General features: G+C 38.1%; 12 protein-coding genes. 10 read left to right on the plus strand and 2 right to left on the minus strand.

What is annotated here, in order from left to right; all coding sequences use genetic code 11:
* Positions 1–473: 473 nt before the first annotated feature.
* From rpsB to IEV09_RS08330, 10 genes are all read left to right on the plus strand, one after another.
* Entirely contained in the window at positions 474–1,256 is a 783-nt protein-coding gene (gene rpsB / locus IEV09_RS08285; RefSeq protein WP_188367822.1) for a 30S ribosomal protein S2, read from the plus strand.
* Between the two features lie 117 nt (positions 1,257–1,373).
* Complete coding sequence (gene tsf, locus IEV09_RS08290) at positions 1,374–2,255, plus strand: translation elongation factor Ts (protein WP_188367823.1); 882 nt, start codon at positions 1,374–1,376, stop codon at positions 2,253–2,255.
* 132 nt (positions 2,256–2,387) lie between these two features.
* Positions 2,388–3,110, plus strand: a complete 723-nt coding sequence (gene pyrH / locus IEV09_RS08295) for a UMP kinase (protein ID WP_188367824.1) — start codon at positions 2,388–2,390, stop codon at positions 3,108–3,110.
* A 2-nt stretch (positions 3,111–3,112) separates the two neighbouring features.
* Positions 3,113–3,670 carry a ribosome recycling factor gene (frr, locus tag IEV09_RS08300; RefSeq protein WP_188367825.1) on the plus strand — a complete coding sequence of 186 codons (558 nt, stop codon included), beginning with the start codon at positions 3,113–3,115 and terminating at the stop codon, positions 3,668–3,670.
* A gap of 584 nt (positions 3,671–4,254) precedes the next feature.
* Entirely contained in the window at positions 4,255–5,055 is an 801-nt protein-coding gene (gene uppS / locus IEV09_RS08305; protein ID WP_188367826.1) for an undecaprenyl pyrophosphate synthase, read from the plus strand.
* A complete protein-coding gene (locus IEV09_RS08310; RefSeq protein ID WP_188367827.1) occupies positions 5,052–5,858 on the plus strand; it encodes a phosphatidate cytidylyltransferase in 807 nt (268 codons plus the stop codon). The genes uppS and IEV09_RS08310 overlap by 4 nt, the downstream gene beginning before the upstream one ends.
* A 336-nt stretch (positions 5,859–6,194) precedes the next feature.
* Positions 6,195–7,460: an RIP metalloprotease RseP gene (gene rseP, locus IEV09_RS08315; RefSeq protein WP_188367828.1), complete on the plus strand. Its 1,266-nt coding sequence runs from the start codon at positions 6,195–6,197 to the stop codon at positions 7,458–7,460.
* A gap of 27 nt (positions 7,461–7,487) precedes the next feature.
* Complete coding sequence (locus IEV09_RS08320) at positions 7,488–9,056, plus strand: His/Gly/Thr/Pro-type tRNA ligase C-terminal domain-containing protein (protein ID WP_188367829.1); 1,569 nt, start codon at positions 7,488–7,490, stop codon at positions 9,054–9,056.
* A gap of 97 nt (positions 9,057–9,153) precedes the next feature.
* Complete coding sequence (locus IEV09_RS08325; protein WP_188367830.1) at positions 9,154–13,491, plus strand: PolC-type DNA polymerase III; 4,338 nt, start codon at positions 9,154–9,156, stop codon at positions 13,489–13,491.
* 114 nt (positions 13,492–13,605) lie between these two features.
* A complete protein-coding gene (locus IEV09_RS08330; RefSeq protein ID WP_229731686.1) occupies positions 13,606–15,666 on the plus strand; it encodes a methyl-accepting chemotaxis protein in 2,061 nt (686 codons plus the stop codon).
* 364 nt (positions 15,667–16,030) lie between these two features.
* Here IEV09_RS08330 and IEV09_RS08335 read toward each other — a convergent pair whose 3' ends face one another.
* Together IEV09_RS08335 and rlmD are read right to left on the minus strand one after the other, a co-directional pair.
* Entirely contained in the window at positions 16,031–16,402 is a 372-nt protein-coding gene (locus tag IEV09_RS08335) for a histidine phosphatase family protein (RefSeq protein WP_209651430.1), read from the minus strand.
* 24 nt (positions 16,403–16,426) lie between these two features.
* Entirely contained in the window at positions 16,427–17,803 is a 1,377-nt protein-coding gene (rlmD, locus tag IEV09_RS08340) for a 23S rRNA (uracil(1939)-C(5))-methyltransferase RlmD (RefSeq protein WP_188367831.1), read from the minus strand.
* Between the last annotated feature and the right edge of the window lie 53 nt (positions 17,804–17,856).

Consider the following 17,856-nt stretch of genomic DNA (forward strand, 5'->3'; position numbering starts at 1 on the left):
AAATATGTTCTCTGTCACGCACTGGCTCGATTTTCTGCAATCTGATCGCAATACTCAACGTGCTAAACTTGATTTAAAATATTAGTCAATTTGCTATAGAGAAACCAGGAAATAGATTTCTGTTTTTTTGTTATTTTAAATTTAATATCGGCAACTTATTATTTAGTATAAAAATCATAGCAATTACCGTTAATATATCAGAAAACGAGTGAAAATGGCGGTAATATCCTTAAAATACTTGTATTATAGATGGTTTTTAAGTATAATATTTGGAGCATAAGGTTCGGTGTAATTGCTTAAATTATTTTAATTTGCAATCCATCATTTCTTATTGTATAATACTTTAGGTTGCGCTAATACGTAACCAGAATCCACATTATCTGTGATTTCAATAGTGGTGCTGAATTTTTCAGTTCTATTGAGAGTTGAAACAGCTAAGAGGAAAAATAAAAACCAATTGGAGGAAACACAAAATGGCAGTAATCTCAATGAAACAGCTTCTAGAAGCTGGTGTACACTTTGGTCACCAAACTCGTCGCTGGAACCCAAAAATGAAGAAATACATCTTCACAGAAAGAAACGGTATCTACATTATCGACTTACAAAAAACAGTTAAGTTAGTAGATGCAGCTTACGAGTACATGAAGAACGTAGCAGACGAAGGCGGAATCGCTTTATTCGTTGGTACGAAAAAACAAGCACAAGAAGCGATCAAAGACGAAGCAATTCGTTCAGGTCAATACTATGTAAATCACCGTTGGTTAGGTGGAACGTTAACAAACTGGGAAACAATCCAAAAACGTATCACTCGCCTAAAAAACATTAACAAAATGGAAGAAGACGGTACATTCGACTTACTTCCTAAAAAAGAAGTTTCAGGTTTAAACAAAGAGCGTGAGCGCTTAGAGAAATTCTTAGGCGGAATCGCTGACATGCCAAGAATTCCAGACGTAATGTACGTAGTAGATCCTCGTAAAGAGCGTATTGCAATTCAAGAAGCGCATAAATTAAATATTCCAATCGTTGCTATGGTTGATACAAACTGTGATCCAGATGAGATCGATGTAGTTATCCCATCAAACGACGATGCAATCCGCGCAGTTAAATTAATCACTGCAAAAATGGCTGATGCATTTATCGAAGCTAACCAAGGTCAAGACGAAGTGGCAGCTGAAGATTTTGTAACTGAAGCAACTGTTGAAACAGCAACTTCAATCGAAGAGATTGTTGATGTTGTTGAAGGAAACAACGCTTAAGCTAAATAAGTCGTAACGAACGAGCTGTTTCAAGGGCTAGGCGCGAAGCCTTAACACTCTTTGGAACAGCTTTTTTTAAAAATAAAGAAATGATAATCATTCAGGAGGAATAGGAACATGGTTCAAATTTCAGCTAAATTAGTTAAAGAATTACGCGATATGACAGGCGTAGGTATGATGGATGCGAAAAGAGCATTAGTCGAAGTAGAAGGCGACATGGAAAAAGCAGTAGACTTCTTACGTGAAAAAGGAATGGCAAAAGCGGCTAAGAAAAATGACCGTATTGCTGCTGAAGGTTTAGCGGCAGTTGCAGTTGTAGGTAACACTGCAGCAATCGTTGAAGTAAACTCAGAAACAGACTTCGTAGCGAAAAACGAAATGTTCCAAGGGCTAGTTCAAGAATTAGCGACATTGGTAGCAACAAACAAACCAGCTGACATGGACGCTGCAATGGAAATGGCTGCTTCAAAAGGAACAGTTGCTGAAACATTAATCGAAGCAAACCAAGTAATTGGTGAAAAAATTAGCTTCCGTCGTTTCGAAATTGTTGAAAAAGAAGATAACGCTGCATTCGGCGGATACTTACACATGGGTGGACGTATTGCGGTATTAGCACTAGTTGAGGGGACAACAGACGAAACAGTTGCGAAAGACGTTGCAATGCACGTAGCAGCCATCAATCCTCGTTACGTTGATGAATCTCAAATTCCAGCTGAAGAGTTAGAGCGTGAAAAAGCTGTTTTAGTTGAACAAGCATTAAATGAAGGCAAACCTGCAAACATTGTTGATAAAATGGTTATTGGCCGTTTAAACAAATTCAAAGCAGAAATCTCATTAGTAGATCAACCATTCGTTAAAGATCCAGATATGACAGTGGCTAAATATGTTGCAACTAAAGGCGCAACAGTGAAATCATTTGTTCGTTTTGAAGTCGGCGAAGGTATCGAAAAACGTGAAGAAAACTTCGCAGAAGAAGTAATGAGCCAAATCAAAAAATAATTCTATTTCAAATAGAAATAGAAGGGAACGCATGTCTATGCGCTCCCTTTTTTTAGGAAAAAAATAGAAATCAACTGCTAAAAATAGGGGATTATGCTACAATAGAAATAGAGAATTTACGGAGGAATCATCATGACAAAACCAAAATATCAACGCGTTATTTTAAAATTAAGCGGTGAAGCACTAGCTGGAAACGAAGGCTTTGGTATTAACCCACCAACGATTCAAGAATTTGTGACTGAATTAAAAGCAGTTCACGATTTAGGTGTGGAATTAGCAATTGTTGTCGGTGGCGGAAATATCTGGCGTGGCCAAATTGGTGCGCAAATGGGTATGGAACGTGCGCAAGCAGACTATATGGGCATGTTAGCAACAGTCATGAACGCTCTAGCATTACAAGACACATTAGAAAATGCGGGTGTACCGACTCGTGTACAAACGTCAATCGAAATGCGTCAAATTGCAGAACCTTACATTCGTCGTCGTGCAGAACGTCACCTTGAAAAAGGTCGTGTTGTCATCTTTGCAGGTGGTACAGGAAATCCTTACTTCTCAACAGACACAACAGCAGCTTTACGTGCGGCAGAAATCAATGCAGATGTCATTTTAATGGCGAAAAACAATGTGGATGGCGTTTACTCTGCTGATCCAAAATTAGATGCAAATGCTATTAAATTTGAGGAGCTAACTCATTTAGACGTTATTTCTAAAGGTTTGCAAGTAATGGATTCAACCGCAAGTTCTTTAAGTATGGACAATGATATTCCATTAGTTGTCTTTAATCTAAATGAACCTGGTAACATTCAACGAGCAATTTTAGGTGAAAACATCGGAACAACCGTAAGGGGGAAATAAACATGGCAGGTCAAATCTATACAGATGCAAGAGAAAAAATGCAAAAAGCAGCAGATGGTTTACAACGTGAATTAGGACAAATCCGTGCTGGACGTGCAAACGCAAGTCTATTAGATCGTATTTCAATTATTTATTATGGGGCACCAACACCATTGAACCAAATGGCATCAATCACTATTCCAGAGGCACGTGTGTTAATGATTACACCATTTGATAAATCAATCATTGGTGACGTTGAAAAAGCATTACAATCTTCAGATATCGGAATTACTCCATCAAATGACGGTTCAGTGATTCGTTTAGTTATTCCTCAATTAACAGAAGAACGTCGTAAAGAGTTAGCTAAAGAAGTGAAAAAATTAGCTGAAAATTCAAAAGTTGGTGTACGCAGCGCTCGTCGCGATGCAATTGATGCTTTCAAGAAGCAAGAAAAAGCCAGCGAAATTAGTGAAGATGAATTGAAAGTTTCTGAAAAAGAAATTCAAGCATTAACAGATGAATTCGTTAAGAAATTAGACGAAATTGCAGCTGAAAAAGAAAAAGAATTATTAGAAATTTAAATAAAAGAGACTCTAAATCCCAATTAAATGGAGTTTAGAGTCTTTTTATATGTATAATTTGAAAGATAATGCCTTAATATTTTGATTAATTGCTTCAAAATTACGATAGTTTAAATCGTTGGTTCAATACAATGATTAATATATATATAGCTTTGTTTATCGACATAGAAGTCAACGATTTATCTTTAGAAAGGTCATTAATATATTTTGTGATTTCATACGTACTTAGTATAAATTTGTATGTATTTCATGTATTTCATTTATTTTATGATGTTGATAATTTTAAATTACGATGAGGTTATCAATGAAATATGTCGTTAAAAACAAACAATAGCAACTATTGTTAAGAATACTTGAGAAAAATTCTTGGTTAATATTTTTTTGGTTAAAGGTGTTTTGAGAGTAAAAAAGATTATTACAACATATCAGGGAATCAAAAAATAATAATTATATCATTTTAACGAGGTTTATCCTTAGAAATCTAAATTAACTGTTAAAAGTCTTCTTTTCCATAGGAAATCAAGGCTATTATTGTTATAATATTCTAGATAACTTTTGAGAAGAGAAAAAGAGGAGGGAAACTGATGCTGCGTTTTTTGCCGCAAAAAAATAAATACGTTCCAGAGACGAGTGATTTTACGTTTTCTAAGGAACGACCAATTCCTCAGCATGTAGCAATTATTATGGACGGTAATGGACGCTGGGCGCAAAATCGTCGCTTACCACGCGTTGCAGGACACAAAGAAGGAATGGAAACAGTCAAAAAAATAACGAAACATGCATCAAAATTAGGTGTTAAAGTATTGACGTTATATGCGTTTTCTACTGAAAATTGGAAGCGACCGTCGGCTGAAGTCGACTTTTTAATGCAATTACCAGTCGATTTTTTTGATACATTTGTTCCAGAATTAATGAAAGAAAATGTCCGTGTTGAAGTGATGGGGTATAAAGAATTCTTACCCGAACATACACAAAAAGCAGTTGAAAATGCCATTGATCAAACACGTGACAATACGGGATTGATTTTGAATTTTGCTTTAAATTACGGAAGTCGTGCAGAAATCTTATCGGCAATCAAAGGCTTATATGAAGAAATGGAACAAGAAAACTTGTCCATTGATGCATTAGAGGAATCAATGTTCGAAAAGCATTTGATGACAGGCTTTTTACCGAAAGAATTGCGTGACCCAGAATTGTTAATTCGAACAAGTGGGGAAGAACGTATCAGCAATTTCTTGCTTTGGCAATTAGCCTATAGTGAATTGTTTTTTACAAAAGCGCTATGGCCTGATTTTGATGAGCAAGCATTAGAAGCGGCAATTGCTAGTTTTCAACATCGAGATCGCCGTTTTGGCGGCATTAATCAAAAGGAGAATAAAGAATGAGACAACGTGTTATCACAGCAGTTGCAGCATTGGCTTTGTTTTTACCGATCATTTATTTTGATTTTAAAGGTATTTCAGTCGCCTTATTAGCTGCAGCATTAGCAGGGGTTGGGGTTTATGAATTGTTCCGAATGAAAGGTTTGACCGTTTTAAGTTTTGAAGGGGTCTTAGCGATTATTGGAGCAGTTATATTAGCACTACCAAGAGACCCATGGTTTACTTTTTTACCGGAAGGAACCGATAAGTTTGCACTTTTTTATTTTATCGTTCTATTATTTTTAGGAATTTCGGTTGTTTCAAAAAATATGTATACAATTGACGAAGCAGCATTCCCAGTTATTACAAGTCTCTATGTTGGGATGGGGTTTGGGGCATTTGCCAACGCGCGAGCAGAGAGTTTAGTCGTCTTATGTTTTGGGTTATTTATTGTTTGGGCAACCGATATTGGGGCCTATATGGTTGGTCGTGAGTATGGGAAAAATAAATTGTGGCCAGAAATTTCACCCAATAAAACGATTGAAGGAGCACTAGGTGGGATTTTAAGTGCGATTGTTGTAGCGATTATCTATTTAATTGCTTTTCCTGCCAAAGAGTATTTTGGTTATGAGACGCTCCCATTATTAGCAATGACGGCAGTCTTTTCAGTTGTTGGACAATTTGGGGATTTAGTAGAATCCGCGTTTAAGCGTCATTACGGCGTAAAAGATTCAGGCATCATTTTACCAGGACATGGTGGAATTTTAGATCGTTTTGACAGTCTATTGTTTGTCTTTCCTGTGATGCATTTATTCGGTATTTTTTAAAAATAATAGCTGTTAGAAATATAAACATTTCTGACAGCTATTATTTGTTGTAGACGATTATTAGGAATTTGTAGGACTACCTTTAAATGAGGGCTGTGCAAAGGTCCGTATGTGTCTGTGTATCTATCGGCATTGAATGAAAGGCTAAAAATGTAAGAAGGTTGATTTAACAGCTTATGTTGTCCTAAAAAGATTTGTTAAATTCTTTGAACGTTACGTTCTCGTTACAAAGGCCTAGATTAATTGTGATATTTGTCAGTTATGATAAAATAATGAGGGTAGTGACATATAAAAAGATATAAAATCAGATGTTATTAGTGAAAGTGAGGAAAATATATGAAGACGATCTTAACGTTTTTAATTGTCTTCTCGGTCGTTGTTGTCGTTCATGAACTGGGACATTTTTATTTCGCCAAACGTGCAGGTATTTTAGTAAGAGAGTTTGCGATTGGAATGGGTCCGAAACTGTTCAGTCACCAAGGAAAAGATGGGACAGCTTACACCATTCGGATGTTGCCAATGGGCGGCTATGTTCGAATGGCCGGTTACGAAGACGATGAAGAGATGAAACCCGGGACACCGATTAGTCTACTATTGAATGAGCAAGGTGTCGTCACAAAAATCAATACGAGTAAAAAAGTCCAACTCGTTAACGCCATACCGATGGAAATTGTTCGTTACGATTTAGTCGATGCCTTAACGATTAGTGGTTTTATAAATGGGGATGAAAGTCAAACGATTACTTATGCTGTCGACCATGATGCCTTTATTATTGAAGAAGATGGGACAGAAGTTCGCATTGCACCAAGGGATGTTCAATTTCAATCCGCAAAACTTTGGCAAAGAGCGTTAACGAATTTTGCCGGTCCGCTAAATAACTTTATTTTAGCGTTTGTCCTATTTGGCGTTCTAGTATTTGCTCGAGGCGGTGTGGTTGATTTGAATTCAACCGTGATTAGTGGCGTCGCACCAGACGGCCCAGCTGCCGTTGCAGGATTAAAAGCAGGCGATCAAATTACCGCAATTGATGGGATAACGGTCAATAATTGGCCAGAAATGCAAAAATTGATTCAAGAAAAACCGGATCAAGAATTAACGCTTGATTTTTTACGTGAGAAGGACAAACAAAGTCTTGTTGTTAAGACTGATGCCGTTGAATCTCAAGGAGAGAAATTTGGCCAATTAGGTGTACAAGCGCCGATGAAAACGGGCTTTTTCGACAAACTTAAAGGGGCATTCATCGAAAGTATCGCAAGTTTCACGCAAATTATTGATGCGTTACGTGGGATTGTGTTTAATTTTGATGTCGATCAATTAGGTGGACCAGTTGCTATTTGGCAGATGTCTTCCCAAGCTGCAAGTCAAGGCGTTACGACAGTCATTTATTTAATGGCTATGATTTCAATGAACTTAGGGATTTTTAATCTATTACCAATTCCAGGTTTAGACGGCGGAAAACTCCTTTTAAATGCATTTGAAGGTGTGCGTGGTAAGCCGTTGAGTCAAGAAAAAGAAGGACTTATTACCATTGTTGGCTTTGGTTTGTTGATGTTATTGATGATCATTGTTACTTGGAATGATATTCAACGCTTCTTTTTCTAGAAGTGTTCGTTGGTAAAGGAGAAAAAAATGAAACAGTCAAGTCTGTTAATTCCAGATACCCATGTACAGCTAGGAACCAAAGGGGAGGATCCTAGCCAGTCGTTGCTTGTGAATGCCGGATTTTTAGGTGCTTTTCAAGAGCAACAATATGTTTTCCTACCGTTAGCGATGCGAGTGATTGATAATATCAAATCGATTGTTAACGAAGAATTAGAACAATTATCAGCGGTTGAATTTCAGTTGCCCGTACAGTCTTCTCTTCTAGGTGAAGAGTATTTAACCAATTTTTTATTAAAAGAGCAAATGGCTTCATCCATTGAAATTCCGATTCATTTATATCAAATTCAAACAGTACTAGATGTGAAAACAACCAATAAAACGGCTTTCTTACCGAATTTAGAATCAACTTTCCTAGACGTTTTTTCTTTTCATGAATCACAAATGAGTCTACAAGAAAATTATTATCGTTTTGAAAAGATGTTTGAACGAATATTAATGCGTTGTGAACTGGCATTTCAAAATGTGATTGCCTTTAGTGAAAGTATCGAGGAAAAGCAAACAAAAGAGTTAATCGCGTTAAGCCCGTTAGGTGACACGGTTTTTGTAACATCAACTGTTGGCGAGTATCGTGCAAAATTAGATGTTGCGACACGTTTTGTGACAGCTAAAAAATCACATGCGACTTATTTACCACTTGTTCACGAAAAATTATCGGAAGACATTGATCAAGAGTCGGGCGATTGGTTAACGTATCGCTTACTACGAATGGGAAAACAGCCAATCATGGTCTTTTATCAATCAAATGATGAAATCAATTTAACGAAGTTGCGCCATTTTCTAGGTGGTAAAGTCGTAGAGGTTAAAAAGTCTGAAACTGAAAAATATTTTGGGCAAGCACTGGAGGCCTTCGATTTTCAAAAATTACCAGAACACGTGATGTTTTTGGGAGACACTGAAGTTGAGAACCTCACGAATGTTAAGTTACACTCGCCTGTTAAAGGGATGTATTATAAGAATGTCAATCCATTACGTGAATTTCCTACAGCACAATATACCGATTTCCTCTACGTAAAAGAAGGCGATTTGGCTCCAGATGAAACGGGAACCCTAGTCTTTCAAAAAGGGATTAAAATTGGGGAAATGCATCAAAAAAATTTGTCTGAAGTGAGTGATTCAATCGATGGCAAGCATTTGAGTATCGGTCATTATCAGTTAGATTTGAGTCGTTTATTCTTAATGATTGCCCATCAACATAGTCATGAGTCGGGTATTTTGTGGCCGATGGAAGTCTCGCCGTTTGATGTTCATCTCATTCCAGAAGACTTAGCCGATGCTTATCAAAGCCAATTAGTCGAGGAAGTAGAGGCAGTGCTAGTTAATCAAGAATATCAAGTCTTACTAGATGACCGTGAGCTATCGATGGTCGAAAAAGTGCGAGAAGCCTCTTTAATTGGTTGTCCAATTGTTATTCTAATCGGGAAAAAAGCAGTTGAAGGGATCGTGGAACTAAAAATATCTGCCAGCGATGCCAGCATCGAAGTCAGAAAAGAAGAATTAATGGATACATTGGCGATTCTTTTGCAAACGACAGAATAAGTATGAAGTCTGGGTTTCCTTTTTGACGGGATTCCTAGACTTTTTAGTATGAAAAATCGTATACTAAGAGTATTGAATAGAAAAGGGTGAAGGACAATTGTCGACGAATAAAGAAAAATTCGATATATTATTAGATCAAATGAATCTAAGTGCGGAATTACGGAATCATCCTCTAATCCAAACCGGAGAAATTCTCCAAGTGTTAGTTCATAAGCAATCAAAAATTTGGGAGTTTACATTCAAGTTTTCTGAAATCTTACCTGCTGTACTGTTTCAAACATTTTATCAGCATTTGATTTTAGCGTTTAAAGAAATAGCGACGACAAAGATGGTTGTTCAACCAGTCAGCAATCAGTTTAATCAACAGTTGCTACAAGATTATTGGTTATTGTCCATGGCAGATGAGTCCTTTGATACGCCATTTGTTAAACAAGTATTAAAAACTCAAGTACCGACAATCAATGAAGAAAAAATCTACTTACCTGTTTCGAATGAGGCAGTGATTGGCAACTTACAGCAACAGTATTTTCCTGTAATTGAAGAAAATTATCAGAAATTTGGTTTTAAACGTTTCCGGATTTTACCAAGAATAAATCAAGAACAAGTTGAAGAAGATTTAAAGGCATTAGCTCAAAGACAGCAGGAGCAACAAGAAATGTATATGCAACAAGCGGCTGAAGCGATTGCCTCAAATGAAAAACGCAAGAAAAATAATTCAGATCTTGCGCCATTAAATGGTCCGATTCAATTAGGACGCAATATTCCTGCCGATGAACTCATTATGCCAATGAGCAATATTTTGGAAGAAGAGCGCCGAGCAACGATTCAAGGCTATGTGTTTGATGTCGAAGTCCGTGAATTACGCTCAAAACGAAAAATTATTATTATTAAAATGACCGACTACACCTCTTCTTTTATCGTTAAAAAGTTTTCGAATAATGAAAAAGATGAACAAGTCTTTGACGCAATCAAAAAAGGCATGTGGTTAAAGGTTCGTGGAAGTGTCCAAGAAGATACGTTTATGCGTGATTTAGTCATGAATGGACAAGATATTATTGAAGTGGCACACGAGAGTCGCAAAGACTATGGTCCCGAAGGAAAAAAACGGGTTGAACTTCATTTGCATTCGAATATGAGTACGATGGATGCGACGAACAGTATCAGTGACCTCGTGGCTCAAGCCGGAAAATGGGGACATAAAGCGATTGCCATTACCGATCATGGGGGCGCGCAATCTTATCCAGATGCCCATCAGGCAGGGAAAAAAGCCGGTGTGAAGATTCTTTATGGTCTAGAAGCTAATATTGTTGATGATGGGGTTGAAGTAGCTTATAATGCGCAACCGATTCCTTTAACCGATGCCAATTACGTTGTTTTTGACGTTGAGACAACAGGTCTATCAGCTGTTTATGACACAATCATTGAATTAGCTGCAGTTAAAATGAATAAAGGCAATATCGAGCAGACGTTTGAAGAATTTATTGATCCAGGACATCCATTATCGAAAACAACCATTGAGTTAACAGGGATAACCGATGAGATGGTTCGTGGCTCTAAAAGCGAAGAGACCGTCATTCGTGCCTTTCATGAATTTACCAAAGATTGTATTTTAGTGGCCCATAATGCATCCTTTGATATGGGATTCTTAAATATGACGTATAAAAAATATGGACTACCTGAAGCCGATAACCCCGTGATTGACACCTTAGAATTGGCACGCTACTTGTATCCTGAATACAAACGTTTTGGTTTAGGTGTGTTATCTAAGCGATTTGGTGTCGATCTAACACAACATCACCGAGCGATTTATGATGCGGAAGCAACCGCACAACTGGCTTGGATTTTTATCAAAGAAGCGATGGAAAAACACGAGATGTTATTGCACGAGGATTTGAACCGTCATGTGGGTGGAGCCAATTCGATCAAAGCGGCGCGACCGTTTCATGCCATAATTATGGCGCAAACGCAAGCCGGGCTTAAAAATCTTTTTAAACTAATTTCGTTATCGAATATTCAGTATTTCCACAATAAGCAGCCGCGCATTCCACGGTCAGAGTTAAATAAGTTACGTGAAGGCTTACTTGTTGGAACTGCGTGTGATAAAGGTGAAGTTTTTGTGGCAATGATGCAAAAAGGTTACGAAGCAGCGAAAGAAAAAGCGGCTTTCTATGACTATATCGAAGTCATGCCTAAAGAAGTTTATGCCCATTTAATTGAGCAAGAATTAGTCAAAAATGAAAAAGACTTAGAAGATATTATTGCCAAACTCGTTCAAATTGGTAAAGAGTTAAATAAACCGGTCGTAGCTACGGGGAATGTCCACTATTTAAACGAGGAAGACGCGATTTATCGTAAAATTCTAGTCAATTCAATGGGACATGCGAATCCGTTGAATCGCCATTCCTTACCAAAAGTGCATTTCCGGACGACCGATGAGATGCTAACGGCTTTTCAATTTTTAGGAAATGATGTGGCGGAAGAAATCGTCATTACGAATCCGAATAAAATTGTCGATCTCTGCGATGAAGTCTCACCCGTCAAAACCGATTTGTATACACCGAAGATTCCAGGTTCAGAAGATGAAATCAGAAAACTCAGTTACGATCGAGCGGAAGAACTTTATGGGAGTCCTTTACCTGAAATTGTCGAGAAACGTTTAGAAAAAGAACTGAAATCGATTATCGGAAATGGATTTGCGGTTATTTATTTAATTTCACAAAAACTCGTTTTGAAGAGTAATGAGGATGGTTATCTCGTTGGTTCTCGTGGTTCGGTTGGTTCGAGTTTCGTTGCGACGATGACAGGTATTACGGAAGTGAATCCTTTAGCTCCCCATTATCATTGTCCGAAATGTCAATATTCGGAGTTCTACGAAGACGGTTCTTACGGTTCCGGTTTTGATATGCCCGAAAAAGACTGTCCGAACTGTCAAGCAGCCTTGAAGAAAGATGGACACGATATCCCGTTTGAAACCTTTTTAGGTTTCCACGGAGACAAAGTTCCTGATATCGATTTGAACTTCTCAGGAGAGTATCAACCGGTTGCCCATAATTATACGAAAGAATTGTTTGGTGAAGAGTATGTTTACCGTGCCGGGACCATCGGAACGGTGGCGGATAAAACCGCCTTTGGTTACGTGAAAGGCTATGAACGTGACAATAATTTACACTTAAGAAGTGCCGAAATCGATCGCTTAGCGAAAGGTTCAACCGGTGTTCGTCGGACAACTGGACAACACCCGGGTGGGATTATTGTTATTCCAGAGTATATGGATGTTTATGATTTTACACCGATTCAATTTCCAGCCGATGATTTAGAATCTGAGTGGAAAACGACGCACTTTGATTTCCATTCGATTCATGACAATATTTTAAAACTCGATATCCTCGGTCACGATGATCCAACAGTCATTCGGATGTTGCAAGATTTATCAGGCATTGATCCGGTTACAATCCCAACACATGATCCAGAAGTCATGCGGATTTTTGAAGGAACCGAAGTCTTAGGTGTGACGCCAGAACAAATCTATTCGAAGACTGGAACGCTGGGTATCCCCGAATTCGGGACCCGTTTTGTTCGAGGGATGTTAGAGCAGACTCATCCTTCAACATTTGCTGAATTGGTCCAAATTTCAGGATTATCTCACGGAACCGACGTTTGGTTAGGCAACGCCGAAGAATTAATTCGTAACGGAACAGCTGACTTAGCGAACGTAATTGGTTGTCGTGATGATATTATGGTCTACTTAATGCATGCCGGTCTTGACGACGGGATTGCCTTCAATATTATGGAGGGTGTACGTAAAGGAAAAGGGATTCCAGACGACTGGCAAGCAGAGATGCGTAAACAAAATGTGCCAGAATGGTATATTGAATCGTGTCTTAAAATCAAATACATGTTCCCGAAAGCCCATGCGGCAGCCTATGTATTAATGGCTCTACGTGTTGCTTATTTCAAAGTTCATTTCCCAATTCTTTATTATTGTGCCTACTTCTCTGTTCGTGCGAATGATTTTGATTTAGTCGCAATGTCTAAAGGGAAAGATGCCGTCAAAGAGGCAATTGATGAGATTAATCATAAAGGTTTAGATGCTTCAACAAAAGAAAAGAACTTGTTGACGGTTCTTGAAATCGCCAATGAAATGCTTGAGCGTGGTTATGAATTTGGCATGATTGATTTATATAAATCGGATGCAGAAAACTTCATTATTGAAGGCAATAAATTAATTGCACCATTTCGTGCCGTTCCAAGTTTGGGAGCCAACGTCGCCAAACAAATTTGTGAATCACGAAAAGACGGACCGTACTTGTCGAAAGAAGATTTAGCCAATCGAGGAAAAGTTTCGAAAACCTTGATTGAATATATGACGGAAAATGGCGTCTTAAAAGATTTACCAGATGAAAACCAATTATCATTATTTGATGATATGTTCTAAAATAAGGTTGTCCTACGAAGAAATTCTTTGTAGGGCAATTTTTTTGCCTACAATTATATTTTCTTTAACCGATAACTACAGTAGATAGGCTGTTTTCGAAAGGACGGACATAAAATGATGAAATTTTTTAAAAAAGAACGTGAGCGAAGCTTTGCAAAAGCTGTCGGCGGGATTTTAATTGCAATTGCTCTGATTCCGATTATTACACTGCTGCTGACGTCACTGCGATCTTCCACGAATTTATTAGTTGAACGCAATCAAACAACTCAATTGACGGTTTCACGCTCGGTGACCGAAGTGCAACAATCGATTTTTGATGCCGGTAACGCGAAAATTAATGATTTTTTAGCTTTACCAGAGTTTCAGTCATCGTTTGACTTGAGAAAGATTGAGCAAGTGATTAAGTACGCTAGTATTGGGGATACGAATACGATTCAAGTGGTTTTTGCAACGGAAAAAGATCAATATACTTCGTTGAATGAAGTCCCGGCGGATTATGTTCCTTCTAGCAGAGGGTGGTATCAGACTGCTATGGATAAAAAAGGTGAAATCATTCGAACCGAACCTTATTTAGCCGCAAATGGATCCGGTTACGTCAACACGTTAGCTAAAGCCTTTCAAAACAAAAAAGGTGAGTGGGGCGTGTTAATGATTGATGTTTCTTATCAAAATCTTTCGAACATGTTGCGTCATTTATCGGTCGGTCGTACAGGCGAGGTCTATCTCGTTTCGAGTACTGGTATTATTATTAGTTCATCCGACACATCTGTTGTTGGAGAAGAAGTCTCAACGATTTACCCAAGTTTTACTAAAGTTCAAGAGAGTAATGCTGTTAGCGGTCATATCGAGGTTGACGATGGCAAATTAATGCGATTATTCTATGATAAATCCAGTCTAGACAGTGATTTGTGGGTGTTAATCAATATTAATTCGGACGAATATCAACAAGAACGAAATGCTTTAATCTTCTCCTCGTTAATTGTCTTAGTGATTATGACGATTCTCGTTCTTATAGCAGCATTCGCTTTTACAACGCTTGTAAAAGAAATTATTAACCGTTTGATTGAACAATTCCATAAAATTAGTACCGGAAAACTCGAGACGATTCAAGGTCGTGACAAAAAAGAAGCGATTCGTTGGGCGCCTAAACAATTGGCGCAATTATATATTTATCCAGATCCAAAGGGTTCAGAGATTCATCGCTTAATTGATCAATACAACAAAATGATTGAATCAGTTGGTTCGTTAATCACGAGAGTAAAAGAGGAAAGCCAACATGTTGCCACGATGTCTGATTCTTTATTAGACTTATCAAAACAAACCAATACGGCAACGGAAGAAGTCGCTGAAACAATCAATGGCATTGCTGAAGTGACAAGTTCCCAAGCAACTGAAACGCAAAATAGCGTGGTGCAAGTTCAAGAATTGTCGACAGTTGTGAGTCATTTAATGAGCAATGTAACGACGATGTCAACAAAATCAGAGGAATCGTTGAGTATTAACCAACAAAGCCTGTCGGTCATGGATGAAGTGAATAATAATTGGCAACGTGAACTAAACCAAATGATGCAACTTGTCAAAAATATGGAGGGAATGAATACGAATATTCAAGACATTAATAAGATTATTAATGTAATCAACGATATTTCGTATCAAACCAACTTATTGGCGCTGAACGCATCGATTGAGGCAGCGCGTGCAGGAGAGTCAGGTAGAGGTTTTGCAGTTGTTGCAACTGAGATTCGCCAACTTGCAGAACAAAGTAAAACGTCAACTGAAGAAATTGAAACAATTATCGCTCGAATTCAAGCGCAATCGATAGAGATGGTACATCAGACTTCGGATTCATTGACTGGTGGCGAAAAGCAATCACATCTGATTCAACAAGCGATTACGTCATCTAATGAAGTTTTCCAACGTAGTAATGAATTGATTGATGGCGTAACAACGATACAAGAAGCCACAAATGAAATTGTGACAATTGAACAAGTCGTTCTAGAAAATTTAGAATCGATATCAGCTTCAACCGAAGAAAATGCGGCAGGAACAGAAGAAGTTTCAGCCAATGCGGAAGAAGTGTTAGCGACGATGGAAGAATTTATTGGACATGTCGCAGAGCTTCGGACAATTTCTGAGGACTTACGTGAATTGACGGATGCTTTTGAGGTCGAGTAATAAAAAGATTATTGCGCAAATCAAAATATTTTGATTTGCGCTTTTTTTAGGTTATTCATCAAGTATCAAGTAGTCAGGGTCGGTCCGTCACTTTTAAATTTTTCTGATTGAACGTATGCTAAAAAGCCTCTTGCACGAGCATTTTAAATGTTCATGTAAGAGGCTTTTGGGTTGAAGGAGGATCATTATAAAGCGATATTTTTAAAAGTTAGAAGTTCCTCTTGTTTAAAAGTTAAATGGTAAAGATCGGGCATCTTCATTTTTTGAAAATCACTGTAACCGAAAGAACCAGCTGTTAGCGTATGGAACAAAACGGAAAGAGCAGTTCCATGCCCACAAATAATGATGGGGTGTTCAATCTCTTTTAAAACACCTTTAAAAGCCGGATAGACACGGTTTTTGACGTCATTGAGTGAGATTCCCCATTCAAATGTTTATAATCGAAATCAAGCCATTGTGATTGGGAAAAAGAGTCGAAATCAGCAACCCATTCTCCGACGCGACGTTCGCTAAAGGAATCAACGGTTTGGATAGCTAACGCCAATTGATCCGCGGTCGGCTTGACCGTATCTATTGTTCGCTGAAAAGGGCTCGAATAAATTTGCTTAATTTGTTTATCGATAAAAAATTTACTCAATTGACGAGCTAATTGTTGCCCTTCAATGGTTAGTGGTGCATGTTCGTGATGGACGGATGAATCACGAATGGAATGACGTAAAAAATAAATTTGTTTCATGCGAAGGCTACACTCCTAGGCGTTTTATTTTTTTGTTAATTTGACAACGACTTCACAACGCGCAGTTTGAGGGAACATGTCGACGGATTGTAAATAATCAACGTGGTATTTTTTCGTTAAGACTTGTAAATCACGAGCTAAGGTTGAAACATTACAAGAGACGTAGACGAGTTTTTTGGCAGGATAAGTAATCAAGGCGTTAAGTAGCTCTTCACCTAAGCCTGTTCGAGGTGGGTCAACGACAATCGCATCGGGTTTAAAACCTGAGCGTAACCATTGAGGCAATAACTCTTCAGCAGTCCCGACCTCATAACGTGTGTTTTTAAAGCCTTTGCGTACAGCATTCGCTTTCGCGTCATCAATCGCTTGTGGGACGATATCCATGCCACGAACCTCTTTGGCTAAATGAGCGAGACTCAGTCCAATCGTACCGACACCACAGTAGGCATCAACGAGTGATTCGTTCTCGTTTAATGAGAGGGCTTTGCGTGCTTCGTCATACAAGACTTTTGTTTGCTTTGGATTTAATTGGAAAAAGGCTCTTGGTGACAAATCAAACGTCAGGTCATTAATTTTTTCCTCAATGGCTTCTTGTCCCCAAAGGTGGATGGTCTCATCGCCCATCACAAGTGATGTTTTTTTGTTCTGTACGTTTTGCATAATTGAAACGACTTCGGGTAGTTTTTCGTTGATCTCTCGAATTAAATGATTTTTCTTTGGTAATTTAGGCGTTGACGTAATAAAGACAAGTTGAACTTGTCCCGTTTCAATGCCAATACGGACCATCAACGTTCTTAAAATACCGCTATTTTTATGTTCGTTATAAATGGGTAGCTGATAGTGATTAATCAGTTCTAGCACGGTATTTAACACTTTTTGGGTAGTTTCTTCTTGAACGAGACAATCATCAATTGCAACTAGGCGATGGGAGTTCATTTCATATAGACCGGCTTCTGCTTGTTGGGTCTCTTCATTGAATTGCAATTGGAACTGTGCTTTGTTTCGATAATGCCAAGGCTCATCCATACCGATGGTGTCTTTTAATTGATAGTTATGGTAATCGGTCGGTTTGAATTTTTCTAGAGATTGTTTGAGTAAATCCTTTTTAAAGTCTAATTGCTTCTTGTAGGTTAAATGCTGTAATTGACAACCACCGCAACGATCGTAAAATTCGCAAGGAGGCTCAATTCGATCCGGGCTGACTTTGATCATTTTAATCAGTTCGGCTTCAGCAAATTTTGGCGAGGCCTTTGTGACACGAACTTGGACTTCTTCACCGGGTAATACTCGAGGAACAAAAACGATAAGTCGTTTATAGTAACCGATGCCTTCGCCGTTAATTCCTAGACGTTTAATTTTAATTTGTAATGTTTGGTTGGGTGTTACTTGTACTTGATTCATAAAAATGCCTCATTTTCTGGTTTAATTTTCTCGCGTCTCTTTTTTATATTTTA

The organism is Enterococcus alcedinis (assembly GCF_014635985.1).
Taxonomy (GTDB): domain Bacteria; phylum Bacillota; class Bacilli; order Lactobacillales; family Enterococcaceae; genus Enterococcus_I; species Enterococcus_I alcedinis.